At 26.2% G+C, this 26402-nt stretch carries 27 protein-coding genes; all 27 read right to left on the minus strand.

The window, feature by feature from the left end:
• Positions 1-278 precede the first annotated feature (278 nt).
• Positions 279-1538, minus strand: a complete 1260-nt coding sequence (locus QZ321_RS03280) for a transcriptional regulator (protein WP_291747618.1) — start codon at positions 1536-1538, stop codon at positions 279-281.
• Between the two features lie 16 nt (positions 1539-1554).
• Positions 1555-2856: a helix-turn-helix domain-containing protein gene (locus QZ321_RS03285; RefSeq protein ID WP_291747615.1), complete on the minus strand. Its 1302-nt coding sequence runs from the start codon at positions 2854-2856 to the stop codon at positions 1555-1557.
• 165 nt (positions 2857-3021) lie between these two features.
• Positions 3022-3195: a YtxH domain-containing protein gene (locus QZ321_RS03290; RefSeq protein WP_291739888.1), complete on the minus strand. Its 174-nt coding sequence runs from the start codon at positions 3193-3195 to the stop codon at positions 3022-3024.
• A 75-nt stretch (positions 3196-3270) separates the two neighbouring features.
• Positions 3271-3903 (minus strand): ribonuclease H family protein, encoded by a 633-nt coding sequence (locus QZ321_RS03295; protein ID WP_291747613.1) that lies wholly within the window; start codon positions 3901-3903, stop codon positions 3271-3273.
• Between the two features lie 11 nt (positions 3904-3914).
• Positions 3915-4874: a YkvA family protein gene (locus QZ321_RS03300; protein WP_291747610.1), complete on the minus strand. Its 960-nt coding sequence runs from the start codon at positions 4872-4874 to the stop codon at positions 3915-3917.
• A gap of 184 nt (positions 4875-5058) precedes the next feature.
• Positions 5059-5868: a MetQ/NlpA family ABC transporter substrate-binding protein gene (locus tag QZ321_RS03305; RefSeq protein WP_291739892.1), complete on the minus strand. Its 810-nt coding sequence runs from the start codon at positions 5866-5868 to the stop codon at positions 5059-5061.
• 59 nt (positions 5869-5927) lie between these two features.
• On the minus strand, positions 5928-6584 hold the full coding sequence (locus tag QZ321_RS03310; RefSeq protein WP_291739893.1) for a methionine ABC transporter permease: 657 nt from the start codon (positions 6582-6584) through the stop codon (positions 5928-5930).
• Positions 6585-7544, minus strand: coding sequence for a methionine ABC transporter ATP-binding protein (locus tag QZ321_RS03315; protein WP_291747607.1), 960 nt, complete (start codon positions 7542-7544; stop codon positions 6585-6587).
• Positions 7545-7736: 192 nt separating this feature from the next.
• A complete protein-coding gene (locus tag QZ321_RS03320) occupies positions 7737-8024 on the minus strand; it encodes a DUF503 domain-containing protein (RefSeq protein WP_291739896.1) in 288 nt (95 codons plus the stop codon).
• A 189-nt stretch (positions 8025-8213) separates the two neighbouring features.
• Positions 8214-9431 carry a putative lipid II flippase FtsW gene (gene ftsW, locus QZ321_RS03325; RefSeq protein WP_291739897.1) on the minus strand — a complete coding sequence of 406 codons (1218 nt, stop codon included), beginning with the start codon at positions 9429-9431 and terminating at the stop codon, positions 8214-8216.
• Between the two features lie 24 nt (positions 9432-9455).
• Positions 9456-11666: a stage V sporulation protein D gene (locus QZ321_RS03330; protein WP_291747604.1), complete on the minus strand. Its 2211-nt coding sequence runs from the start codon at positions 11664-11666 to the stop codon at positions 9456-9458.
• Between the two features lie 378 nt (positions 11667-12044).
• Positions 12045-13421 (minus strand): cation:dicarboxylase symporter family transporter, encoded by a 1377-nt coding sequence (locus QZ321_RS03335; RefSeq protein ID WP_291747601.1) that lies wholly within the window; start codon positions 13419-13421, stop codon positions 12045-12047.
• A 227-nt stretch (positions 13422-13648) separates the two neighbouring features.
• On the minus strand, positions 13649-14296 hold the full coding sequence (locus QZ321_RS03340; protein ID WP_291747597.1) for an HAD family hydrolase: 648 nt from the start codon (positions 14294-14296) through the stop codon (positions 13649-13651).
• Positions 14297-14489: 193 nt separating this feature from the next.
• Positions 14490-14810: a phosphoribosyl-ATP diphosphatase gene (gene hisE / locus QZ321_RS03345; RefSeq protein WP_291739903.1), complete on the minus strand. Its 321-nt coding sequence runs from the start codon at positions 14808-14810 to the stop codon at positions 14490-14492.
• 1 nt (position 14811) lies between these two features.
• The gene (gene hisI, locus QZ321_RS03350) at positions 14812-15150 is read right to left on the minus strand and encodes a phosphoribosyl-AMP cyclohydrolase (RefSeq protein WP_291747593.1); all 339 of its coding nucleotides are present in this window, start codon (positions 15148-15150) and stop codon (positions 14812-14814) included.
• Positions 15151-15164: 14 nt separating this feature from the next.
• Positions 15165-15929, minus strand: coding sequence for an imidazole glycerol phosphate synthase subunit HisF (hisF, locus tag QZ321_RS03355; RefSeq protein ID WP_291747590.1), 765 nt, complete (start codon positions 15927-15929; stop codon positions 15165-15167).
• Positions 15930-15961: 32 nt separating this feature from the next.
• The gene (hisA, locus tag QZ321_RS03360; protein ID WP_291747587.1) at positions 15962-16678 is read right to left on the minus strand and encodes a 1-(5-phosphoribosyl)-5-[(5-phosphoribosylamino)methylideneamino]imidazole-4-carboxamide isomerase; all 717 of its coding nucleotides are present in this window, start codon (positions 16676-16678) and stop codon (positions 15962-15964) included.
• Position 16679: 1 nt separating this feature from the next.
• Positions 16680-17288, minus strand: coding sequence for an imidazole glycerol phosphate synthase subunit HisH (gene hisH, locus QZ321_RS03365; protein WP_291747584.1), 609 nt, complete (start codon positions 17286-17288; stop codon positions 16680-16682).
• A 37-nt stretch (positions 17289-17325) separates the two neighbouring features.
• Positions 17326-17910, minus strand: a complete 585-nt coding sequence (hisB, locus tag QZ321_RS03370) for an imidazoleglycerol-phosphate dehydratase HisB (RefSeq protein ID WP_291747689.1) — start codon at positions 17908-17910, stop codon at positions 17326-17328.
• Positions 17885-18958: a histidinol-phosphate transaminase gene (hisC, locus tag QZ321_RS03375; RefSeq protein WP_291747581.1), complete on the minus strand. Its 1074-nt coding sequence runs from the start codon at positions 18956-18958 to the stop codon at positions 17885-17887. The genes hisB and hisC overlap by 26 nt, the downstream gene beginning before the upstream one ends.
• Positions 18942-20237, minus strand: coding sequence for a histidinol dehydrogenase (gene hisD, locus QZ321_RS03380; RefSeq protein WP_291747578.1), 1296 nt, complete (start codon positions 20235-20237; stop codon positions 18942-18944). The genes hisC and hisD overlap by 17 nt, the downstream gene beginning before the upstream one ends.
• A 35-nt stretch (positions 20238-20272) precedes the next feature.
• Positions 20273-20899: an ATP phosphoribosyltransferase gene (gene hisG, locus QZ321_RS03385; RefSeq protein ID WP_291739913.1), complete on the minus strand. Its 627-nt coding sequence runs from the start codon at positions 20897-20899 to the stop codon at positions 20273-20275.
• A 15-nt stretch (positions 20900-20914) separates the two neighbouring features.
• Positions 20915-22006 carry an ATP phosphoribosyltransferase regulatory subunit gene (gene hisZ, locus QZ321_RS03390; RefSeq protein ID WP_294196318.1) on the minus strand — a complete coding sequence of 364 codons (1092 nt, stop codon included), beginning with the start codon at positions 22004-22006 and terminating at the stop codon, positions 20915-20917.
• A 232-nt stretch (positions 22007-22238) separates the two neighbouring features.
• Positions 22239-23180, minus strand: a complete 942-nt coding sequence (locus QZ321_RS03395) for a siderophore ABC transporter substrate-binding protein (RefSeq protein WP_291747575.1) — start codon at positions 23178-23180, stop codon at positions 22239-22241.
• A 121-nt stretch (positions 23181-23301) separates the two neighbouring features.
• The gene (locus QZ321_RS03400) at positions 23302-24057 is read right to left on the minus strand and encodes an ABC transporter ATP-binding protein (protein ID WP_291747573.1); all 756 of its coding nucleotides are present in this window, start codon (positions 24055-24057) and stop codon (positions 23302-23304) included.
• On the minus strand, positions 24054-25010 hold the full coding sequence (locus QZ321_RS03405; RefSeq protein WP_291747571.1) for an iron chelate uptake ABC transporter family permease subunit: 957 nt from the start codon (positions 25008-25010) through the stop codon (positions 24054-24056). Before QZ321_RS03405 ends, QZ321_RS03400 begins: the two co-directional genes overlap by 4 nt.
• A complete protein-coding gene (locus tag QZ321_RS03410; protein ID WP_291747569.1) occupies positions 25000-25953 on the minus strand; it encodes an iron chelate uptake ABC transporter family permease subunit in 954 nt (317 codons plus the stop codon). Before QZ321_RS03410 ends, QZ321_RS03405 begins: the two co-directional genes overlap by 11 nt.
• Positions 25954-26402 lie beyond the last annotated feature (449 nt).

Below are 26402 nucleotides of genomic sequence, written 5' to 3' on the forward strand. Positions count from 1 at the left end.
TTAGCACTTATTGTACTAAAACTACAGCATCTACATGAATACATTATTTTTATTTTTTAGCTATAATAATAGTATAAATTTGTTTTTATGAAAGGATGTTTTTATGAGGGGGCTATTTTTCAATCCGTCACTATTAAGTGATACCAAATCAAAATGGGCTTTTTGGATTTGGATTTCTAATTTCTTGCATCATGATAACTAAATTTTTATTATGACATTAAATAATTAATTATAATATAAAAAAATAGAGAAGTTTTAAACTTCTCTATTTTTTTATATTATAATTTTTTTTCAATATTTACTGCTAATGTAAAATATTTAATAGACTCTTTTAATTCCCCTAAATTATAATAAAGTTCAGCCATTTCATTATATCTCTTATATCTTTCTTCGCTACTAGCAAATCTAAATAAAAAGTCAGTTGCTAAATTCATGTACATTTCAGCTTGTATAAATTCGCCCTTCTTTTGATATATCATTCCTTTAAAATAATATCCTTTTTCAATAAGCTTTATCTCATCTATATCGATAGCTAAGTCTAATGCTTCATCAGCATATTTAAATGCTTCTTCATATTTCCCATTATTATATAATGAAGTAATGCACTCTACTAAAAATTCAGCACAACCTTTTTTATCTTCTCTTGGATAAATTTCTATAGCATCATTTATTTCTCTCATAGCCTTTTCAAATTGTTTAACTTCAAAGTATATATTTCCATTCTTACCTCTAAATTTAGCTAATTCCTTTAAGTCATCTTTTTTATATTCAAAAGCTTTATTTAAATATCTTTCAGCTTCAACCTTATATAATAAAATATTTAAAATAGCAAACTCATGGTAAAAGTCCCCTCTTGACTTATCATCAAACATATCCACAAATTCTAATACTTTTTTTAAAGATTTATATGCCTTTTCTATTTCTTTAATATTTTTATAACAAATACCTTCATAAAAACATGCATAAATATAGCTTTTTTTATCTTCTATATAACTATTTTCATAAACCTCTCTTGTCCTACAAAAATAACTTATTGCTTCATGATATTCTTCAGTTTTCATAAAGAATGTTCCCATATCATTATAATAAACAATTATTTCATCATCAGATTTACTTGATTGATATAATTCATAATATTTAGAAATCAAAAGCTGAATATTTTCTATACTATTATTATTAATATATATTTCAAATAAAAAGTGAGTTAGTATTAATGATAAATCATTAAATCCATATTTAGAAGAATACTCTAAATTATAATTTAATATTTTTTTTAATTTTTCAACTGAATAAGCTGATTTTTTTATATCTTCAATATTATATTTTATCTGATCATATACATCTCTTACTAAATAGCTATAATCTACTTTTAACTTTTCAGCAATATATCTAAGAGACTCATCATCAACTTTAATTTTTCCATTTTCTATGCAACTCATCTTTGAAATAGAAATTTTATCGCCGCATAATTCTTTTAATGTTATTCCTTTATAAATCCTAGATCTTTTAATTTTTTCCCCTGTTGATAATATTTCCATGTCTACCCCCAGATAATTAATTATTTAATATGCCTAAACTTCTAAAAATACCTACACCTTCAGCTAAATACCTAGCTGCCTCAGCCTCTCTTTTTTCTCCAATATAATATCTTCCAATAAGTATTGATATTTCAGCTGCTTTTTTATCTAGTGAATTTGATTTTGCTATATTAAATGTTTTTAATAATATACACTCTGCTTCATCAAGATCACCTTTTATTATATATAATCTATAATGCAAGATATTTTTTTCTATTATTTGTTCTAAGTTGCTTTCATCAATAAGATTATCAATTTCTAAAAGAACTTCTTCACATTTTATTATTTCCTTTAATTTAATATATCCTTCACATATATTAATTAAAGTTTCTATTACGTTAGTATCTCTATTTTTAATTCTAATTTCTTTTGCTATTTGATAATGTTTAAATGCTTCTTCAATATTATCAAATTCAAAGAATAGCTTTCCTAAGTTATTTTCAATAGTTGATACTTTTTTTTCTTCTTGCAACTCATTATACACTTCTAAAGTCTTTTTAGAATATTTTATAGCATTTTCTATATCACCTTTTTTATTATATTCTTGTGATAATAACAGTAATATCTTACCATACTCTTCTCTATTTTGAACTTGTTCAAACTTCTCTTTAGCTAAAAAGGCATAATCTATAGCTTTTTTTATATTATCAACTTTAAAGTAGCTTTCAGCCATTTGATAATATATTTCTCCCAAAATGGAATCATTTCCAATATTGTTGTCTAAATATAATCTCTCTGCTTGTTTTAAATAACTTGTGGCAGAATTATATGCCTTTAATTTTAAAGTTATTTTACCTAAATTTAAAAATGTATTAATAATTTGCTCATAATTATTTTTCTTTATAAAAATTACATTTGCTGATAAATATAATTGCTGAGCTAAAACTAATTCATTTTTTTCTTTATAAATATTAGCTCTTAAAAATAAATTTTTAGCTCTTCTATATTCTAAATTATACTTCTCTGCATAATATAATGCATTTTCTATGTATTTTTCTGCTGTTACATAATCAGAATTTAAAATATATGTTTCTGCCATTTGCTCATAATAAACACATATTTTTTCTGCTTGTGTTTCCTCAGATTCCATTAAATATTCTACTGAAGTTTGTAGTGAATTTGATAAATACTCTAATAAATCCATAGATGGGTTAGATCTTCCAGACTCAACTAAGCTTATTTGTCCTGGTGTAATTCTATCCCCTGCTAAATCCTTTAGTGTCATTTCTAATTCTTTTCTACGTCTTTTAATCTTTTCACCTAAAGTAAGTATCTCCATTGCATAATCTTCCTTTACAAATATTTATATAAACTCAAAGATTTCTTATTATACTTACCATTATATCACACAGAGTACTAAAAAGAATATATTTTCGAGTATTAATTTCAATTATACTTAAAATAATACAAAAAACTGCTATAGATTTCTATAGCAGTTTAAATATTAATTTATATAATCTAATATATTATCACAAACATCTCCAGCTGCACATCTTAGTCTCTTGCTAGTTCTTTTTATGTTTCTTTGAGTCTTTTTATCTAACTCTGGTACAATCATCATTCCTATTGTTACTCCTAAAATAGTTCCTATTGCTAAACTCTTAATTACTTTTCCCACAAATAACACCTCTTTATGTTTATTTATAAAAATAGTATGTGTATTTTAAATTAAAATAATCATATATTATTCTAATTAAATATTTATATCAAGAGCTTCCTTTGCTAATCTGTCAGCTAAATCGTTATACTTATGTCCACTATGCCCTTTTATTTTTTTAAATCTTATCTTTATTTCTTTCATTTTGCCTTGCATAAATTCATTATATTCAGAAGTAATTCTATTATTTCTTTTCCAAGTCCCAATGGCCCAAGACTCAACACCTTGATAATCATATCCTATTGTAACCTCTTTAAATCCATTTTTAAGAGCATATTCTACTGCCATTTTTGCTCCTAAAACTTCCCCAGAAACATTTCTTAAAGAAACAGCTTCTTTATCAAAACCTATTCCCTTATCTTTATATATTATTTCTCCATCTTTAACGGCTACTAATCCATAAGAATAATTTCCTTTAGAAACTATAAAACTTCCATCTACGTATATAAACAATCCATCTTCATTTTCTGTTTTCTCTTTGTTATTTTCATTTTCTTTTCCTTCTGAATTTAATTTAATAAAATTAAGTGCCTCTTCCTTTGTAGTAAAGCTTTTATATATAGCTCCCTTAAAACCTATAACTTCCTTTTTACATTCATCCCAAGATGTAAATATCTTAGGTTCTCCTGTTTTCCCTTTATAAACAGCATAGTATTTCAAAACAATCATCCTTTCAATATTTAAACTGATAAAATTTCTTCCATTACCCTATAAATACTATCTATATTTTTAGCTCCAGTAAAATTAGTTGCATATTCAATTGCATTTTTAACTATTACTAATATATCATTTTTCCCTTGCCAATTTTCCATTATTATATTTAATGGAACATCAGTCATTATTACATTTAATGCAAATATCCCAATTGCTATATCATCAATTTTACCCATAAATGGAAGCTTATCTGGTATTAAATCACTTGGAACTGTAATATATGCAACTGCTGCTGATATTATAAGCTTAGTTTTTATGCTTACTCTCTTATCTTTAAGCAATCTATAAATTAATGCAGCTACATCAGGTAAAATAAATATATAATCTTTATATTTTTTAACTTTATCAGGTAATTTATTACTTATCTTCTCTCTTCCTTTAGTATAACAATCTTCTGTTTTCTTTATTTCTTCCTCTTTAAATTCAAGCTTCTTTTCTTTTTCAAAATTTAAAAGTTCTATTTCTTTTTTTATTTCTCCACCTAAAGATACTTGTATATTTTTTAATTCCACATTTAAAGCTCCAAAGGAACAACTTATACTATGTATATCGAAATCTACATATGGAACGTCTTTTAATAAATATTTATATTGTATAATTACTTTACCACTATCATAGCTTATCCCCATATCCTTTAAAGATTTTAGTGCAAATTTTAATGCTATTTTTCTTAAAAACGAGGCTATTTTTATATTTAAAACCTTAAATCCAGTAACCTCACCCTTTATTAATCCATTTTCCATAGAAGTTAATCTAACCTGACATTCAAACCTTATAACAATTCCCTTAGTAAATGAACCTACTATTTTTATAGCTTCTTTTATTTCTATACTATCTATATTTAACTCTTTTATAGATATAAAGTCATTATATATACTTAATAAATTTTCTCCAGTTAATCCAACATTAATATTTGAAATATTCATAGCTTGTCCTTTTCCTTCCTTTAAACTTTCTTATATTGTAATATTTTTCTATGTATTCAATTTATAATATAAAGTATACTTTATATATTAACTTTTTTAAAGGTATTATCTTCCATATAGAAAATATTAAGGTCATTGCTTTTTTATACAACGACCTTAATAATTTATTTTTTAAAAATTCATTCTAAAAAGCAGGAATTACGCTTCCATCATATTTTTCTTCAATAAATTTTCTTACCTCTTCTGAAGTTAAAGTATCAGATAATGCTTTAATTTTATCACTCTCTTTATTTTCTTTCTTAACAGCTAAAATATTAGCATATGGTGAATCAGTTGATTCAATAGCTAAAGAATCTTTTAGTGGATTTAAGTTTGCTTGTAATGCCCAATTTGTATTTATTACTGCTGCCTCAACATCTTCTAAAACTCTAGGTAATTGCTCTGCTTGTAATTCTTTAACCTTTAAATTTTTAGGATTTTTAGTTATATCTTTAACTGTAGGAAGCTCAGAATCATTTAATTCTATTAAGTCATTATCAGCTAATAACTTTAATGCTCTTGCTTCATTAGATGGATCATTTGGTACAGCTATTTCAACTCCATCAGCTATATCTGAAATATTATTAACCTTCTTTGAATATAATGCCATTGGTTCTATATGAACCTTAACTGTATAATCTAAATCATATCCTTTTGCTTCAATTGATTCTTCTAAATAAGGTATATGCTGAAAAAAGTTTGCATCTAAAGACCCTTCATCCACAGCTGGATTTAATAAAGAATAATCATCAAATAGTTTTATTTCTAATTCATATCCCTTTTCTTTTAATATTGGTTTAATTTCTTCTAAAATTTCTGCATGTGGTACTGCTGTTGCTCCAATTATAATTTTCTTATCATCTTCTAAGGAAGTTTCCCCTTTACTTCCACATCCAACTAATGATAAAACTAAAGCCCCACTTAATATGCTTGCTAATAAATTTTTAAACTTCATATTTATTTCCCCCTTATTTACTTATATATAAAATTTTTATTATTGCCTATTTAACCCTATTATTTTAATTTTTTATAAGCTAAATTACCTGCTCCTTGTAATAACTGAACAATTATTATAAGAGTTATTACAGTATATATCATTACTGCATTATCAAATCTTTGATATCCATACGTTAATGCTACTGCCCCAACTCCACCTGCACCAACAGCACCTGCCATTGCAGAATAGCCAATTATTGATATTATAGATAATGTTATCCCTGATATAATAGAAGGCATGGCTTCTTTAATCATAACTTTAAAAATTATTTGAAAATCTGATGCACCAAAAGACTTTGCAGCTTCAATAAGCCCCTTATCAACTTCCTTTAATGCTCCTTCTATAACTCTTGCAATAAACGGAGCTGATCCTATTGTTAAAGGAACTAAAGCTGCTGTTTCTCCAATACTTTTTCCAACTATCATTCTAGTTAAAGGAATAATAGCAACAACTAAAATTATAAATGGAAAACTCCTTAATGTATTGACTATAAATCCTAAAATTGAATTAATAACCTTGTTTGGCTTCAATCCATCTTTTTCTGTTATTACTAATACAATTGCTAATATAAATCCAATTAGTGTAGCCAATATAGTAGATATACCTACCATATATAATGTTTGTCCTAATGCTTCTATCAATATTTCAGTAAAAAACGTTAAAAATTTATCCATTTAAATCACCTCCCAAGGCATATTTTTAGATGTTAAATATTTTTCAACCTCATTTCTTTGATTTTCTTTTATATTAATAACTAATGAACCTAATACATCATCTCTAAATCTTTCTAACTTTCCCCATACGATTGAAAAATCTATATCTAAATCTCTTGCCATTGCAGTAATTATACTATCATTTGAATTATCCTTTGGAAAAAATAATCTAATATTTATTCCTTCATTAGGTAATACTTCTTCTTCACCAATTAATGACTTTAATACTTTAGAATTTTTTAAAAATAAATCTTCAGTTTTTCCAATTGCCATAACTTGTCCATTCTCCATAATAGCAACTCTTTGGCAAATTTCTTTTACAACCTCCATTTGATGTGTAACAATAATTATTGTAATTCCTAACTTTTCATTAATATCTCTTAATAAAGCTAATATAGATTTTGTTGTATTTGGATCTAAGGCAGATGTAGCTTCATCACATAAAAGTATATCAGGATTTAATGCTAATGCTCTTGCTATTGCAACCCTCTGCTTTTGTCCACCACTTAACTCTCGTGGTTTACTTTTTTTCTTATCAGATAATCCAACTAATTCTAAAAGTTCTGAAACTCTTTTTTCTATATCATCTTTTGAATATTTAAAACATTCTAATGGCAGTGCTACATTATCATATACATTTCTTCTTTCAAGTAATGAAAAATGTTGAAATATCATTCCTAAATTTTTTCTAAAGCTTCTTACTGACTTATTATCTAGTAACTTTACTTCACTATATTCATTTACTATTATACTTCCCTTATCATATGTCTCTAAACCATTTATACATCTTAATAATGTAGATTTTCCCGCCCCACTATGACCAACTAATCCAAAAATCTCTCCTTTTTTTATTTCTAATGTAATATCTTTTAAAACTTCTACGTCATTAAAGCTTTTATGTACATTATTTATCTTAATCATAGCTTATTATCCCCCTATTTTTAGAAATAAAAAACGCACTAGAGGATTAACTCAAGTGCGTATAAAAATCACCTTTTTCTGTGTCGTTTATATAAATATATATTAACACAAAACTTTTGTCAATATTTTCCTTATATTTTTTGTACTAAAACAAGTTTTCATATTAAAAAATCTATAAAATAAAATTTAATTTTAATAATCAATTATTTCTTCTTCAATTTTTATTAATTCTGCATCAGTATTATCTTCAACAAAGTCTATTATTTTTTCTTTTAAAGAATATAATATTTCTTTAGTAGTTCCAACTGATACGATACCAATTCCAATTTTCTCATGTACATCTTGATAATTAACTTCTGAAACTGATACATTAAATTTATTTGAAAGGCGCTTAGTTAAACTTAATACTATCATTCTTTTTTCCTTCAATGAATTTACCCATTCTGCTCTAAGTTCTAGTCTCATTATTAATATTTTCATATTGTACACCTCAACTTTAGTTTTAAATAGCAATTTAATATTATATTAATATTTTATCCATCTTACCTTTAAATATTGCTTATTATATCCTTGTAAATACTTTAAAAAAAAAGAATTGTATAATATCTAATTTTTAAATTAAATATTAATACAACTCTTTTTTATAAACTTTTTATTTATAAAATACTGTTAAAATTTATTTTGATAAAGTATTTCTTTATTTATTTTATCCTTTGTTGTCTTTTCTTTAATTTCATCTTTAGGACTATTACATTGACGTGAAATATTAAGTAATACTCCCATGGCAGCTAAATTAAATACAAGGGAAGTTCCTCCATAACTTATAAATGGCAAAGGAACTCCTGTAACAGGCATACTTCCAGTAACAACAGCAATATTGATTATTGCTTGTATAGCAATTACCGAAGTTATTCCGGTTGCTAAAAGCTTACCATACCTATCCTTAGCCCTAGATGCAACATTTATTCCAGCTACTATTAATATAATAAATATAGCAATAACTATTAAACATCCTATAAGACCTAATTCTTCACCTATTATAGCAAATATAAAATCATTATGTGGTTCTGGCATATACAAAGCTTTTTGCTTTGAATTTCCCAAACCTACGCCAAATAATCCACCTGATCCTAAAGCATAAAGAGAATGTACTAATTGATATCCCTCATCATCTGCATATTTCCAAGGATTTAAAAAACTTATAAATCTCTTTATTCTATAACCTGCACTAAAAATTCCAACTGTTCCAATTACTAATCCACCACCTATTAAACTAAATGTTTGTTTAATATTCATACCTGATACAAAAATCATTATAAATGCTACGAACATTATAACAGCTGCGATACTTAAATTATTTTCTTTATATACCAGTAGTGAAAATATAGCTGCTGAAAATAAATATAGACTCGGTATTTTCCAATTTTTACTTACCCCTCCATACCTATCTATAATCATAGCTAGGAAAAATACTATAACATATTTAGCAAGTTCAGATGGTTGAAAAGAAAGCCCCCCTAAATCTAACCAACGCCTAGCTCCATTTACCTCTTTTCCAACAAATAATACCGCTACTAAAGTTGATAGAGTACCCCAATAAGCAATCCAACTTAAATTTTTTAATTTATGATAATCTACTAGCATCATAATTACTAATACTAATAATCCAACAGGAACCCATGTAAGTTCCTTCCTTAAGAAGAAAAATACATCTTTATGCTTATATAAAGCATCATAATAACTTGCTGAAAATACCATGATTATTCCTATTGCTACAAGTGCTAATACAGAATACAGTATGTACAAATTAACAGAACCTAAATTAGATTTTCTATTTATTTTCTTTTTACGTTGCCCTTTTTTTAACCTTTTTCTATTACTACTCATATTATCCTCTCCAGCATACAATATTTAATATTCATATTCTTTATTTAACGTTATTGTAACTTCTGTACCTTTTACAATCTTATTTCCAGCAGTTATGCTTTGAGAGTGAACAATTCCTTCTCCCTCAAATTTATAAACCAGTCCAAGATTATCTAAAATAGAGCTTGCAAATTCCTTAGTAGTTCCCTTTAATTCTGGCATTATAACTTCTTTTCCTACTTGTCCATTATCCTTAGCTGTAATAGAAATAGTAGTTCCCTCTTTTACTGTAGCTCCTGGATATGAGTCCATTGAAACAATAGTTTTTCCTTTTCCTTTAACTTCTGCTTCTAATCCATTTTCTTTTAATAATTTTTTTGCATCTTCTATAGATTTTCCTCTTACATCTGGAATTATAACATTTTTATAAATAGAAAATCTCTCTTTTGCAAGTGGTGAATCCATATATTTAAATACTTCTTCAAATAATTCCTTCATTAATGGTGCTGCTACCTCTCCACCATAATACAATCCATTACTTGGCTCATCAACAGCTATAAATACTGTTATTTGAGGATTTTCTACTGGTGCTAAAGCAACCATAGATGATATATATTTATTAGTTGAATACGTTCCTGTATTAGGATCAACCTTTTGAGCTGTTCCTGTCTTTCCTCCAAAATTATATCCTTGTACAAATGTTCCTTCTGGAGCATCCTTAGTAACTGCTCTCTCTAAATAACTTCTAAGTAATGCTGTATTTTCATCTGATAATAAATCTTTTTTTATTGTTGGATTTATAGTTTCATCAATAACTCTATTTCCACTTTCATCTTCATGTGAAATTTCCTTAACTATATGTGGTTGAATAAGATCCCCCCCATTAGCTATAGCATTAAATGCTGACATAAGTTGAAGTGCTGTGACAGTATTAGTTTGTCCAAAAGATATTGTTGCTAAGTCAATTGCTGATACTGTATCAGTTGTTTTAACTATTCCAGATGCTTCTCCTGGTAAATCAATTCCAGTTGTTTTTCCAAACCCTAATTTATATATATACTCATTTAAAGTATCAATACCTAGTCTCTCCCCTATTTCCATCATACCAACATTACAAGAGTTTTTTAAAACTTCTGCTAAAGTTTGTGTTCCATGTCCTTCATGCTTCCAACAATGAACATTAGTATTTCCAAACTTAACAGACCCATTACAAGTAAAAGTATCATTATCATTAACTAACTTTTCTTCTAAAGCTGCAATCATTGTTATAGTTTTAAATGTTGAACCTGGCTCAAATGTATCACTTACTAGCCAGTTTCTCCACATATTTTGAATTTTATCATTGTCAGTTTCACCATCAAATCCTTCATATCCTGAAAACGGATCATTAGGATCGTAATCTGGCTTATTTACCATTGCTAAAATTTCTCCATTATTAGGATTCATAATAAGTACATGAACCCCTTTTGCATTATGTTCATCTAATCCCTTTTGTGCAATTTTTTCAGCTATGTATTGTAAATTTTCATCTACTGTTGTTACAATATCGCTACCATCTATAGCAGGAGTAAATTTATAAGTATCAAAAGGAAGTCTATTTCCTCTACTATCATAAGCACCTATTTTCATTCCCGCAATTCCAGCTAAATATTCATCATATTGTAATTCTATACCTGTTAATCCTGCTCCTTCAGAATTAATTCCACCTAATGCACTTGCCAAAAAGTTTTCATTTGGATAATATCTCTTTACATCCCTTGAAACAATAAGGCCATATATACCTAAATCACTTGCACTATCAGCAACTGCTTTAGTAACTCCTCTAATTAAAGGAGAATAGCTAGCATCACTTCCGTCTGAATTTTTTCTATTTAATGCTTTTAACACATTATCAACTGATAATTCTGTTACCTCTGCAATTTGAGTTGCTATATCATTCATAGTTAAATTTTTCTTTTTAATATCATTTCTAACAGTATCTAAATCAAAATCTATTCTATATACATTAGCTGAAGATACTAATACAGAGCCATTTCTATCTAAAATATTTCCTCTTGTCGATGTTACACTAACTTCCTTTTGCCATTCTGAATTTGCTTTTGCTTCCAAGGCACGTCCACTTACTAACATTACCCAAGCTAATCTTAATACAAGAAATCCTAATAAACAAAATACAATAATTGAAACAATATACAATCTACTTCTATATCCAATTGATTTTTTGCTCTTTTTGTACTTTTTCTTTTTATATGCCATTTTCTTATCTCCTCTCATAATATTTAATATAAACCACTATTAAATGTAACATTGTAGACTTTAAAATAAAATTATAGTTTTAAAATCATAATTTTTACACTATTTATATTAATTTATATATAATTATTAAATAAAGTTAATTATAAAAATATTCTGTATTACATAAATTATATTTTACTATATTTTCACTTATATCAAAAGACGCTAGAATTAAATATTATCTAATTTTTGATAAAAATTTATAAAATTTCATCTTTAAAAATTCAATTTCTATAATATTCCTGAACATTGTTTCCATAGTTTTAGTATTCAAAGAAAAAAATAACCAATATCAAAACTATAAAGTAATTTTAATATTGGTTATCTTAAATTTTTACATTAATCTTTATTTAACTTTTCCTTATCTATCTTATTACAGCTTTTTCCTACAACTACAGCTGTAACCATAGTTCCATTTACATTTAACATTGTACGCCCCATATCTAGTATAGGATCAATTGCTATTATTCCACCTGCTAATGGGAAATATGATCCCATTCCCATACCAGATATAACTACCGAAACTGCCATAGTAGCACTACCTGGTAATCCTGCAATTCCTAAAGAACCTATCACTATTATTACTATAAGCATTCCATAAAAACTTATATCCATTTTTGTTCCTGACATGTTTGCTAAAGTTATTGCCATTAAAGCTGGATAAATAGCAGCACATCCATTCATACCTATATTTGAACCTAAACTCCCTACAAAAGAAGCTATTCCATTATCTACTCCAATTCCATCTGTTAATGTTTCAATCGTAACTGGTAATGTCCCTAAACTTGAGCGAGAAGTAAATGCTAGTATTAGTGGTTCCATAGATTTTCTAACATATTTAACTGGATTAATTCCTAATATTGAAAGAATTATTAAATGTATAATAAATACAATAACTATGCTTAAATATAAAGCTACTATAAATCCCATAACCTCTTTTAATGCAATTAATCCTCTTCCTGCTATTGTACTAGCAAGTAATGCCACAACTGCATAAGGCATAAGCTTCATAATAGTCATTGCCATACTAGTTATTATTTTATAAGAAGCATTAACTAAATCAACTACCGGTTTAATAACATCACTATATTTTTTGTTTAGTATCTTCATTGAATTTCCAATGAATGCTGCAAAAATTACTACCGCTACTACATTTCCTTCTGCCATTGAAGCTATAGGATTCGCTGGAAGTAATCCTCTTAAAGTATCAACTACTGGTGTTATTTCTCTTATTTCATTTGTACCTTCAACTATATTAGCTGAAACTCCAAGCTTAAATAAATTTCCTACTATAATTCCAACAATTGCAGCAATAGCTGTTGTTCCTAATAATATAAGCAAGGATTTACTTGTTAACTTTCCAAGGTTTTCTCCCTCTTTCATATTAATAATAACTCTTATAATAGATACAAATATTAAAGGAACTACAAGCATTTTTAATAAGTCCATAAATCCATATCCAATAAGACCATACCATTTATTTACTTCATTAATCCATTGAACTTCCCCCGGATTATTTGGAAATCCTGCTGATACTTGGATTATTACTCCTAATATTAATCCAGCAATAGTAGAGACTATCATTCTCATTGAAAACTTAATTTTCTTTTTAGCCATAATATTTACTCCAAATAATATAGCTACAAGAAGAATAATAAATAATATTGTTTTAAAATTTGTTATCATTATAAAATCTGATGAAAAAGTGTTATTCATTTTATCCCCCTAACATATTTATATACATAAATGTATACTCAATTTAAATTTTAAATAAATACTATATTTAGTTTACCTATTTGTTAGTATTCTAGTTTTATTATATTTATTGATAATAAAGGCTTTAGTTTAGATTGTCAATATTTTTCTATTAATACAATAAAATTAAAATAGATGTATAAAATAACTCTTATACATCTATTTTAAAAAAATATATTTAAAATTAATTATAGTATTTCTAATAACTCTATTGGAGCTTTTATTATATAATCTGCACCAGCTTCTTTTAACTCTTTCTCTCCCCTAAATCCCCAAGCTACTCCTACAGACTTAACTCCAGCATTTTTTGCAGTATGTATATCTACATCAGAATCACCAACATATATACACTCATCCTTCTTAATGTCTAAAGAATATATTACTTCATAAACTGTTTTAGGATCAGGCTTAGTTGGATGGTTTGGTCTTTGTCCATATGCTATTTCAAACAAATCTCCAAAATATTTTTTTACTACAACTTCTGCAAACTCATGTGGCTTATTTGACACTACTGCCATTTTTATATTTTTTTGCTTTAACTCATTTATCATTTCAATAATTCCATCATAAGGCTTAGTCATATCAATCATATGAGCTTCATAATACTCATCAAATAATCCTAAAACCTTATTTATAGTTTCTTTATCTTTTTTATAATTCTCTGGTACTATACGTTCAATTAATTTATATCTTCCATTTCCCACAAATCTAATATAATCCTTTATATTATGAGTTTTAAAACCAGAAACCTTTAATGCATAATTACATGCATTTGCTAAATCTTCTAATGTATCTAGTAATGTTCCATCTAAATCAAATATAACTGCTTTAATCATTTTTACTATTCTCCTATTAAAAATTTATAAAAGTTATGTAATAAAATTATTATAACATAAGGAGCCATATCATATTGAAAATTTTTAATTCAATAATATAATAGCTCCTTTTAAATATATAAAGCCTGTAATAACAAATCATATAAAATTATATTTATATATATTTTCTTATACAAATTTTATAATTAAATATCTATAATTTTTCTATATTTTTTCTTTCACCCTTAAAATTATTAATTTTGTTTCTTCTATTAATTAACTCACCTTTTATTTCTTCAATATCAATATTTTTATCTGCCATTAACACTAGTACATGATAAGTTAAATCACATATTTCATTAACAATTTCCTCTTTGTTATTTCCCTTTGATGCAATAATAACCTCGGTGCATTCTTCTCCAACCTTTTTTAATATCTTATCTGTACCTTTTTCAAATAAATATCTAGTATATGACCCTTCTTCTCCGTTGTTTTTTCTCTCCTTAATTATTTCATATAAATCATCTAATACCATTTTAAGTAATCCTCCTAAAAAAACAACTCATTTTTCCCGTATGGCAAGCTACTCCATTTTGCTTTACCTTTATTAACAAAGTATCATTATCACAATCACAGAAAATCTCTTTTACTTCTTGAAAATTACCCGAAGTTGCTCCTTTATTCCATAATTCATTTCTACTTCTACTATAAAACCAAGTTTTGTTTGTACTTTTTGTTAATTCAAAGCTTTCTTTTGTCATATATGCTAACATCAAAACCTCATTACTATAATAATCTTGAATTATAGTTGGTATAAGTCCATTGCCTTTTTCAAAATCTAATACAATTTTACTAGCATCAACTTCACTATTCATAATTCCCCCTAGTATTATATTGTTCTAATTTCAACCTTGTTTTCTTTAAGGTATTCTTTTACTTCTTTTATTGTAAGCTCCCCATAATGAAATAATGATGCTGCTAATGCTGCATCAGCATTTCCTATATTAAATACCTCTTTAAAATCCTTTAAACTTCCACATCCACCTGATGCAATTATAGGCACATTTATAACTTCACTTACCCTTTTAGTTAACTCTAAATCAAATCCATTTTTTGTTCCATCTGCATCCATAGAAGTAAGTAATATTTCTCCCGCTCCAAGGTTAACAGCTTCCCTTATCCACTTTATAGCATCTATTCCTGTATCTATTCTTCCACCATTTATAAATACATTCCAACCTGAATTATCTTTTCTCCTTTTAGCATCTACTGCTAATACTATACATTGACTTCCAAAATATGTTGCACCTTCACTTATAAGATTTTTATTTTTTACTGCTGCCGAATTAAGACTAACCTTATCTGCTCCTGCCCTAAGTATTCTTCTTATATCATCAACACTTTTTATCCCTCCGCCAACTGTAAATGGTATAAATATTTTTTCTGCAACCTTTTCTACTACACTTTCAATTATTCCTCTATCTTCATGACTTGCTGTTATGTCTAAAAAAACAAGTTCATCTGCCCCTTGCTTATAATAATACTCACCTAAATCTACTGGGTCGCCTACTTCTTTGATTCCTACAAAATTTATCCCCTTGACAACATTCCCATTTCTAACATCTAAACAAGGTATAATTCTTTTTGTATGCATTTCTGCCCCCTTATTTTGATAAAAATTTAAACCTACTTATTACATAAATTTATTGCTTTCTTTAAATCAATATTTCCTGAATACAATGCTTTACCTATAATTACACCATATAAGTCTAAATCATTAAGCTTTTTAATATCATAATAATCTTTAACTCCACCTGATGCAGTAATATTCATTGATACATACTCTTTAAGTTGCTTTACTAAAGATATATTACTTCCTTCTAATGTTCCATCCTTGCTTATATCTGTTAAGATTATATTTTTAATTCCTAAACTCTCCATCTTTTTGCAAAAGTCTATATAATGTACATTACTTTCTTTTAACCATCCCTTTGTACATATATATCCGCTTCTACAATCAACTCCAACTGCAATTTTTTCTCCAAAATCTTTTACTACCTTTGAAACAAACTCTTCATTTTCTAAAGCTGCCGTACCTAAAATTACTCTACTTATACCATGATTAATCAAGTCCTCAACATCTTTATATTTTCTAATTCCTCCACCAACTTCTATTTTAGTATTAAGTTCTTTAGCTAAATTAAATATTATTTTTTTATTTACAAGTCTTCCTCTTTTTGCTCCATCTAAATCTACTAAATGAATATATTCTGCCCCATCTTTTTCAAATTCTTTTGCTATTTTAAGTATGTCATATCCTACAACTTCTTTTTTTCTATAATCACCCTGATATAATCTAACTGCATTTCCTTTAATTATATCTATTGCTGGAATTACAATCATTTTATTCACCCCCAAAATTCTTAAGTATTTTAAGTCCTACTTCACCACTTTTCTCTGGATGAAATTGAGTACCATAAACATTACCATTAAAAACCATTGATGGTACCTTAATTCCTCCATAATTTGAAAACCCTATCAAATTTTCATCTTTTATATTTGTCACAGCATAACTGTGTACGTAATATACAAAACTATTTTCATCTAAACCATTAATTAAATTATTCTTTTTATTATATTCTAATTTATTCCATCCTATATGAGGTATCTTAACCTTTTCCCTAGGCTCTAAAAGCTTAACTTCCCCATCTATAAAACCTAGCCCCTCACAAATTCCATTTTCATATCCCTTTTTAAATATCATTTGCATACCTAAGCATATTCCTAGTAATGGAGTTCCACTATTAACTTTTTCTTTTATAACATTACTTAATCCTAAATTATTAAGATTATCCATAGCTTTATTAAAAGCTCCAACCCCTGGCAAAATTAATTTATCTGCCACCTTTATATCTTTTATTTCATTAGATATTTTTGATTGTATATTTAAATATTTTAATGCATTATAAACATTTTTCAAATTTCCCATACCATAATCAATAATAACAATCATATTAATTTTCAACCCCTAAAAACTTTTATTTAAATATCTATATACACCCCTTTGATGATGGTATTATATTATTTTCTATTTTTACTGCTTCTTTTAATCCTCTACCAAAAGCTTTAAAAATTCCTTCAATTTTATGGTGATCATTTTCTCCATATAACACTTTTATATGAAGAGTTATTTCTGAATTAAATGCAACAGCTCTAAAAAACTCCTTAACCATTTCTACAGAAAATCCACCTATATTTTCACGCTTAAAATCGCCTTCAAAGTGTAAAAATGCTCTTCCACTAATATCTATAGAAACCATTATTAAAGCTTCATCCATAGGAATAAAAACTGTACTATATCTTTTTATGCCTTTTTTATCTCCTAATGCTTCCTTTAAACATTTTCCTAAACAAATACCAACATCTTCGATTAAATGATGATCACATACATATAAATCTCCATTAGCTTCTAAGTTAAAATCAATATTACTATGAAATGACATCAAAGTTAGCATATGATTAAAAAAACCTATTTCTGTTTTAATACTACTATTTCCATCACCATCTAAATTAATATTTAAATTTATATTAGTTTCTTTTGTATCTCTTTTAATTTTTGATACTCTCCCCATAATCTTCCCCCATATTTAATACATACTCTTCTAATGCATCAAAAACTAGCTCATTTTCCAAAGCTGAACCAATACTTATTCTAAAACTATCATCATTAAAATATCTAATTAATATATCTCTATCTTCTAAAATTTTTTTAATTTTATCCTTTTTATCCGATCTACCAAAAATAAAATTAGTATTTGATTTATAAAATCTTATTTCATTATTACTTAACTTTTCTATATACTTTAAGTTTTTATATAATTTTTCCCTTTCAAAAATTACTTCCTCTATATTTTTGAATACTTTTTCTTGTTTATTTAAAACATAACATGCTATAGCTTGTGAAAATGAATTTAAGTTATATGGTGGCTTTCCCTTATTTAATTCTTCTACTAACTTCTTATTTGCAATTAAAAAACCTACCCTTAAAGCAGCCAATCCCCAAGCCTTAGATAAAGTTCTAGTTACAACTAAATTTTTATACTCTTCTATATACTTAACAACACTTTGTCCATAAAATTCATGATAAGCTTCATCAATCACAACTAAACTATCTTTAAAAGAATCTAATATATAAAGTATTTCTTCATTACTAATTGCATGTCCTGTTGGATTATTTGGATTTGAAAATATAATAACCTTTGGAGAAATTACTTTTCCAAACTTAACAAATTCTTCAATAGAAAAATCTCCATCTTCTTTTGTATTATATTTTTTTATTATTCCATCATTAATAGATGTATAAAAATCATACATTGAAAAATCTGGACTTATAGTTAATACAATATTTTTGCTAGTAATTTGAGAACTAATAATTAAGGAAATCATTTCATCAGAGCCATTTCCCGCAATTAAATTTTCCTTACTTACTCCAATTATCTTTGCATAGCTTTCTCTTAACTCATTGCTTTCACTATCTGGATACCTATTAAAATTAAAGCCTTCAATACCCATAATAATTTCTTTTAAGTCATCATTACTTATATTCTTATAGCTTTCGTTTGCATTTAATCTTATTTTCATATTATTATTTAATTTATAATTATAACTATTTATCTTCTTCATTATCTAATCTTACCTTTATTGAATTTGCATGGGCAGTTAAACCTTCCTCATTTGCAAATCTAATTATCTTTTCTCCATCTTTTTGTATAGCATCTTTTGAATAATATAAAAATGATGATTTTTTCATAAATGTATCTACTGATAATGGTGATGAAAATTTTGCAGTACCACCTGTTGGTAATACATGATTAGTGCCTCCAAAGTAATCACCTATAGGCTCTGGAGTATATTTTCCTAAAAATACTGAACCTGCATTTTTAACTTCTGATAAATATTCCATAGGATTTTCTACTAAAAGCTCTAAATGTTCTGGAGCTATTAAATTTGCAACTTCAATACCTTCTCTTATAGAATTGCAAACTATTATTTTTCCAAAATTAATAAGAGAATTTTCAATTATTTCTTTTCTATTTAATTTTTCAATTTGTAATTTAATTTCTTCATTAACTTTCTTAGCTAAATTTTTAGATGTTGTAATCAATATTGATGATGCTAATTCATCATGCTCTGCCTGAGACATTAAATCCGCTGCAATATATTTAGGATTTGCTTTTTCATCTGCAATAACTAAAATTTCACTAGGCCCTGCTACCATATCAATTCCAACATCACCATAAACCTGTCTCTTAGCTTCAGCTACAAAGGCATTTCCTGGTCCTACAATCATAGAAACACTATCTATACTTTCAGTTCCATAAGCCATAGCTGCTATCGCTTGTGCTCCTCCTAATTTATAAATTTTATTTATTCCACATAATTTAGCTGCAACTAATATTTTATTATTTATAAAACCATTTTTATCTGGTGGTGTAACTAATACAATCTCTTTTACTCCTGCAACCTTTGCTGGAATCGCATTCATTAAAACAGAGGAAGGATAAGCTGCCTTTCCTCCAGGAACATATATAGCTACAGTATCTACAGGTATTAATCTTTGTCCCATATATACTCCTAACTCTTTGTTATATATATAGCCTGTCTTTTTTTGTCTTTCATGATATTCTTTTATATTTTCTATACTTTCTTTTAATACTTCTATAAATTCTACATCAACTTTATTATAAGCCTTATTTATCTCTTCCTCTTCTACTTTAAAAGTTTCAATATATACCTTATCAAAATTTAAAGTATACTCCCTTAAAGCTTTATCCCCAAAATCTTTAACGTTCCCTATTATATCTTCTACACTTTTTCTTATATTTAAAGTATTACTTCTTTTTTTTATAATTGATATAGTATCACTTATACTTTTATTATTTAATTCTATTATGTCCATCATATTAACTTGCCCCCTTTAGTTTTATATAATAAACATTAACTTTTACATGCTATTCTTATTTTATCTATAACTTCATTTATTTCATTTCTTTTTAACTTAAAGCTTGACTTATTAACAATAACTCTTGCACTTATATCACAAATTTCATCAACAACAACTAGTCCATTTTCCTTTAATGTTGTTCCGGTTTCCATTATATCTACTATTCCTTCGCTAATTCCTAATATAGGTGCAAGTTCTACCGAACCCTCAATTTTTATTATTTCAACATCCATTCCCTTTCCTTCAAAATAATTTTTAGAAACACTTGGATACTTACTTCCTATTTTTATATGGCCAATTTTATTAAAAATATTAGTATCTGGCATAGTTGCTACTATAAACTTACACTTACCTATTCCTAAGTCTAAAACTTCATAATAATTTTCACCCTTTTCTAACAATGTATCTTTTCCTACTATTGCTATATCTGCAACACCATGTTCAACATATGTTACTGCATCATTTGCTTTTACTAAAAAATATCTTATTTCCTCCTTAGTGTCTTCAAATACCAACTTTCTTCCCTTATCCTTTAATTCTTCTATTCCAAAACCTGCTTTTTCAAATATTTTTACAGCATCTTTTTCTATTCTACCTTTGGTAAGTGCTACACTAATCAAACTAAATCACCTACTTTAATGTTTATACATAATTTCTAAATATTTACCATTCCTTGTTTTCTCTATTGATTCCTTTAGCTTTGTTAAATAATTATCTTTTTCTAATAAAATAGAACTTTTATCAAGCTTTCTATCATAATCACAAGAATCAATTAATAAATTTACATCAACTGAAAATCCAATTGCTGAAGTTTTTCTTCCAAAGTTCTCTAATAAACTATTATACCTTCCACCTTTTAATACAGTAGACCCTATGCCTGATACATATCCTTTAAAAATAATTCCTGAATAGTAATTGACTCTTGGAACCATACTCATATCTACTGATATATATTTTTCATATCCTAGTTCTCTTAAATTTAAAAATATACTTTCTAAATATAAAATATTTTCTTTAACTTTATTACAAAAAGCTAACCTTTTGGCCTTTTCTATCATCTCATATCCTCCAAAAAGCCAGGGCAAGGTAGTTAAAAATTCTTTATATTCATCTTTTATATTTAAATTATTTAAATAATCTTTCAAATTTATTAAACTTTTCCTATTAATAAGGCTGATTACATTTTCTTTATCCTCTTCATTTAAATTCATTTCATCAATTGCAGAGGTTAAAATATTTACATCTCCAATTTCTAACTTAAAATTTTCCCTTGTATTCAATGCCTTTAACACTTCTAATGCTGTTACTAAAATTTCTAAATCTATTATTTCTCCATCTCCACCAACTAGCTCTACTCCACAATCTAAGTGTTCATTTGTCTTTCCTTCTAAACTTTCATGAACCCTAAATACATTTGCAGTATAAAAAAGCTTTAAAGGCAATGTCATATCCTTTAATTTAGTATTTATCATTCTAGCTACTGGTACTGTCATATCTGGCCTTAAGACAAGTATTTTCCCATTCTTATCAAAAAACTTATACATTTCTTCTTCTTTTAAACTTTGAGTTTTATGATTAAAGGTTTCATAGTACTCTACGGTAGGAGTTGAAATTTCTTCATATCCCCACTTTTCAAAAACATTAGTTATAGTTTTAATAATCTGACGTCTTTTTTTACATTCATCAATAGTAAAATCTCTAGTTCCTTCTGGTACTATATTTTTAATTTAAATCTCCTCCCTTAGCACTTTAAAGTGTTAAAATTAATAATAATATACTCTTTATGGAATTATATGTCAATTTCTATTTTACTATCTTGTTTTAATAAAATAGAATACTTATATTAATTTTATTTTATTGTTTATTTTTATATTTCAAAACATCAAATATTTTATTTAAATTTAAAAATAAAAATAAACTAGCTACTAAAAAGTAACTAGCTTATTTTAATTATTAATTTTATTTTATTGCGTTATCTATTTCTTCTACCATTATCATAGTTGATGTAAATCCACCTGTTGCTGTATACCAAATGCTTGGATTTAAATATACTATATTGTTATTTTTATAAGCATCTGTTTTTTTCATTAACTCATTTTCAAATAATTCTTTAGCAGAAGTTGTACCTCCAGCAACAGCAGCTCTATCAACTACAAATAAATATTGTGGATTTTTTTCTAAAACATATTCAAATGAAGCCTTTTGGCCATGAGTTGAAGCTTCTATAGTATTATCAATAGGAGTTACACCAAAACTATTATGAATTATTCCAAATCTTGATTCTGCTCCATATACACTAAATGAACCATCATTAGCAAGTGTTATAAGTCCATTAACACCTTTTTCTGTAACCTTGGAATTTAATTTTTCAATTGCTTCTGTTATATTTGTAAGTTCAGTTTTAACTTCTTTTTCTTTACCAAATATTTCACCTAATACATTCATATTTTGAGTAAATGATTCTAAATAATTTTCATTATTTACACCTAAATGTATTGTTGGCGCAATTTTATTTAACTCTTCATAATAATCAGCTTGTCTTCCAGAAATTATTATTAAATCTGGAGTTAATTCAAATATTTTTTCCATATCTGGTTCTTTTAAAGATCCAACACTTGAATAATCCTTGCTTGAAAACTTATTTAAATGTTCTGGAAGCCCATCTTGAACTAAACCAACTATGCCTTCAACACCTAATTTATCTAATGAATCTAAAATTCCATAATCAAATACAACTATTTTTTTAGGATTTTTGTTAACTGACGTTTGACCTAATTCATGACTTACTAAAACTTTTTCTCCTTCATTATTTCCTTCTGCTCCAACAAACTTTGTAATTCCAAATATCCCAAGAACTACTACTAATAAAACTAATATTGATATAATTGTCTTTTTTTTCATTATGTTCTACCTCTCTTTTTATAATTTAATTGTCAAGCTTTTAAAAATTATAATATTGATATTCATTATCAATAAATCTTTTTATTTAAAAATAAAACTTCTTAATTTTCTAACTTATCTTTTAGAAATATACACATATATTTCTATTGTTTATATTTTCAATATGGAAGTCTATTTCATAAATATTTTCCAGCTCTTCTTTTTGTATGGTTTCTTCAGCTACTCCATTTTTAACAAGATGTCCATCCTTTAATGCTACTATATAATCTGAATAGCATGATGCAAAATTAATGTCATGTATAACTATTACAACTGTTTTATTTAAATCATCACAAAGCTTTCTTAAAATTTTCATAATTTCAACAGAATGCTTCATATCTAAATTATTTAAAGGTTCATCTAAAAATATATAATCACTATTTTGAGCTATTACCATTGCAATATATGCTCTTTGCCTTTGCCCACCACTTAATTCATCTAAATATCTATCTTCAAATTCTTTAAGCTTCATATATTCAATTGCTTCATCTATATACTTATAATCCTCTTCCTTCAAATTTCCTTGTGAATGTGGAAATCTCCCAAAACTAACTAATTCCCTAATTGTTAATCTAATATTAATATTATTTGATTGCCTTAAAATTGCTATCTTTTTAGCTAGCTCTTTATTATCCCATTTTAATATATCCTTACCATCTATTAAAACTTCTCCAGAATCTCTTTTTAAAAGCCTACTCATTATTGAAAGAAGTGTACTTTTACCTGCTCCATTCGGTCCTATAAATGAAGTGATTTTTCCTTCTTCAATTTTTAAAGATACGTTATCTACTACTTTTTTATTTCCATAAGCCTTACTTATATTCTTTACTTCTATCATCTATTTCTCTCCTTCATTACTAAGTAAATGAAATAAATTCCTCCAATAAAATTAATTATTACACTTACTGAAACTCCAAAATCCATTAATTGCTCAACTAATAATTGTCCACCTATTAATGCAATTACACTAATTAATATAGTTGCTATTCCTAACATACTATGTTTATAGCTTGAAATAAGCTGTCTTGATATATTTACTACAAGTAACCCTAAAAATGTTATAGGTCCAACTAAGGCTGTAGCAACTGATGTTAATAAAACTATAACTACTAACATCTTTTTCATTATCTTGTCATAATCTACACCTAAGTTTATAGCTTGTTCTCTTCCAAGGGACATGACATCTAATATTTTTAAATAATCATATACATATCCCATACAAATAATTATTACTATACTTGATATAAATAGTAAATCTGTATTTACATTATTAAAACTAGCTTGCATTTTGTCTTGTACTACTTGAAATTCTACTGGATCAATTAAGACTTGCATAAATGTAGTTAAGCTTTCAAATAAAGTTCCACACACTACCCCTACTAACAATAATGTAAATATATTTTTGCTACTTTTTTTAAATATAAATTTATATATTAAGCTTGAAAATAAAAGCATTGCTGATATTGTAATTATAAAATTTATATTTCCATCACTTATTATCACCGAAGATGATCCTAATAAAAATACAACAGATGTTTGTAATAATACATATAAAGAATCTATACCTAAAATACTAGGTGTTAATATTCTGTTATTTGTTACAGTTTGAAATATTAAAGATGAAAAACCTATTGCCCCACCAGTTAATATCATTGCATATATTTTAGGAATTCTTCTATATAAAGCATATTTAAAATTAATATTATTTACTCCAATAAATAGAAATGCAACTACTAATACTAAAGTTAATATTGATAAAATAAATATACTCTTTTTATCCTTAGCCTTCATTTTTTGCCCCCCTTATTATCATATAAAGGAAAATTATACTTCCAATTACACCAACAGTTAAACTTATTGACATCTCAAATGGGAATATTATTATTCTACCTAATATATCACATGCAAGTAAAAATATTGGTCCTAATAACACTGTGTGATATAATGTCTTCTTTAAGTTATCTCCACTATATAAACTTACTATATTAGGAATAATAAGACCTAAAAAAGGTATATTTCCAACAGTAATAATTGTTACTGCACATATCAATGAAACTATTGCTAGTCCAACATTTACTACTAAGTTATAATTAAGCCCTAAATTAATAGCAAAATCTTCTCCCATTCCTACTATAGTAAATTTATTAGCATACAAAAATGCTATTATTACCATTGGAATACTTAAATAAAGTAATTCATAGCTTCCTTTCATTATTAATGACATATCTCCTTCCATCCAAGAAGAAATATTTTGAACTAAATCATATTTATAAGCAAAAAATGTAGTAATTGATCCAACTATTTTCCCTAACATCATACCAATTAGAGGAATAAAAACTATATTTTTTATTTTTATAGACTTTATCATTTTCATAAATAAAACTGTACCTAAACCTGCAAAAATAAATGATACAATCATTTTTTGCATTGTTGTTGCATTAGGAATTATCATTATACAAAATAATATACCTAATTTTGCAAAGTCTGCTGTAGCTGCTGTTGTTGGTGAAACAAATTTATTTTTACTAATTTGTTGCATTATAAGTCCACTTATACTTAGTCCAATTCCTGCAACTAATATAGCTATTAATCTAGGAATTCTACTTATAACTAAAACATGTATCTTATCTGTATTAAAGGTTAATATATCATTTAAGTTAATATTTGATACACCAATAAATATTGATGCAATTGATAATATTATTAAAATTATAACCAAATATCTTTTCTTCATCTATTTTCCTCCATAATTTACTTTTGTTTTAAAGCTAATCTTAAAAGATAAGCATTTTCTATTGATATTAATTATCATTTTCTTTGTTTATCTTATCATTATTATATTCCATTGTCTACATTTTTTTATGTTTTTTCTAAATTAATCTATTTTTATGAAAATTATAACTTTAATTCAATATAATAGATTATATTTCTATATCCTATATTTTTTTGTTTAAAAAATAATAATTAAATAAAATAACTCTTTCTAAAATATAAAAATAAATTTTTATAAATTTATAAATTCAATTTATATTATTGTTATTTTTTTAACTATCTATTTTTCATAATGATATTTTTTTTACATTTTATTAAAAATAAATTTTTTTTCTACAATATCGTTTTCTATTTTCTATATATCTCCTTTGATTATAAATAAATACTATGTTATTATATTTAATGAATTAC

Origin of the sequence: uncultured Clostridium sp. (assembly GCF_910588715.1) — a bacterium.
In the GTDB taxonomy this organism is placed as follows: Bacteria; Bacillota; Clostridia; order Clostridiales; family Clostridiaceae; genus Clostridium.

What these genes read in the sequence shown, in the direction of transcription:
- QZ321_RS03280 (WP_291747618.1), bottom strand. Translation starts at nt 1,538, where the DNA reads ATGGAAATATTATCAACAGGGGAAAAAATTAAAAGATCTAGGATTTAT.
- QZ321_RS03285 (WP_291747615.1), bottom strand. Translation starts at nt 2,856, where the DNA reads ATGGAGATACTTACTTTAGGTGAAAAGATTAAAAGACGTAGAAAAGAA.
- QZ321_RS03295 (WP_291747613.1), bottom strand. Translation starts at nt 3,903, where the DNA reads ATGATTGTTTTGAAATACTATGCTGTTTATAAAGGGAAAACAGGAGAA.
- QZ321_RS03300 (WP_291747610.1), bottom strand. Translation starts at nt 4,874, where the DNA reads ATGAATATTTCAAATATTAATGTTGGATTAACTGGAGAAAATTTATTA.
- QZ321_RS03305 (WP_291739892.1), bottom strand. Translation starts at nt 5,868, where the DNA reads ATGAAGTTTAAAAATTTATTAGCAAGCATATTAAGTGGGGCTTTAGTT.
- QZ321_RS03310 (WP_291739893.1), bottom strand. Translation starts at nt 6,584, where the DNA reads ATGGATAAATTTTTAACGTTTTTTACTGAAATATTGATAGAAGCATTA.
- QZ321_RS03315 (WP_291747607.1), bottom strand. Translation starts at nt 7,544, where the DNA reads ATGATTAAGATAAATAATGTACATAAAAGCTTTAATGACGTAGAAGTT.
- QZ321_RS03320 (WP_291739896.1), bottom strand. Translation starts at nt 8,024, where the DNA reads ATGAAAATATTAATAATGAGACTAGAACTTAGAGCAGAATGGGTAAAT.
- ftsW (WP_291739897.1), bottom strand. Translation starts at nt 9,431, where the DNA reads ATGAGTAGTAATAGAAAAAGGTTAAAAAAAGGGCAACGTAAAAAGAAA.
- QZ321_RS03330 (WP_291747604.1), bottom strand. Translation starts at nt 11,666, where the DNA reads ATGGCATATAAAAAGAAAAAGTACAAAAAGAGCAAAAAATCAATTGGA.
- QZ321_RS03335 (WP_291747601.1), bottom strand. Translation starts at nt 13,421, where the DNA reads ATGAATAACACTTTTTCATCAGATTTTATAATGATAACAAATTTTAAA.
- QZ321_RS03340 (WP_291747597.1), bottom strand. Translation starts at nt 14,296, where the DNA reads ATGATTAAAGCAGTTATATTTGATTTAGATGGAACATTACTAGATACA.
- hisE (WP_291739903.1), bottom strand. Translation starts at nt 14,810, where the DNA reads ATGGTATTAGATGATTTATATGAAATAATTAAGGAGAGAAAAAACAAC.
- hisI (WP_291747593.1), bottom strand. Translation starts at nt 15,150, where the DNA reads ATGAATAGTGAAGTTGATGCTAGTAAAATTGTATTAGATTTTGAAAAA.
- hisF (WP_291747590.1), bottom strand. Translation starts at nt 15,929, where the DNA reads ATGCATACAAAAAGAATTATACCTTGTTTAGATGTTAGAAATGGGAAT.
- hisA (WP_291747587.1), bottom strand. Translation starts at nt 16,678, where the DNA reads ATGATTGTAATTCCAGCAATAGATATAATTAAAGGAAATGCAGTTAGA.
- hisH (WP_291747584.1), bottom strand. Translation starts at nt 17,288, where the DNA reads ATGATTGTTATTATTGATTATGGTATGGGAAATTTGAAAAATGTTTAT.
- hisC (WP_291747581.1), bottom strand. Translation starts at nt 18,958, where the DNA reads ATGAAGAAGATAAATAGTTATAATTATAAATTAAATAATAATATGAAA.
- hisD (WP_291747578.1), bottom strand. Translation starts at nt 20,237, where the DNA reads ATGATGGACATAATAGAATTAAATAATAAAAGTATAAGTGATACTATA.
- QZ321_RS03395 (WP_291747575.1), bottom strand. Translation starts at nt 23,180, where the DNA reads ATGAAAAAAAAGACAATTATATCAATATTAGTTTTATTAGTAGTAGTT.
- QZ321_RS03400 (WP_291747573.1), bottom strand. Translation starts at nt 24,057, where the DNA reads ATGATAGAAGTAAAGAATATAAGTAAGGCTTATGGAAATAAAAAAGTA.
- QZ321_RS03405 (WP_291747571.1), bottom strand. Translation starts at nt 25,010, where the DNA reads ATGAAGGCTAAGGATAAAAAGAGTATATTTATTTTATCAATATTAACT.
- QZ321_RS03410 (WP_291747569.1), bottom strand. Translation starts at nt 25,953, where the DNA reads ATGAAGAAAAGATATTTGGTTATAATTTTAATAATATTATCAATTGCA.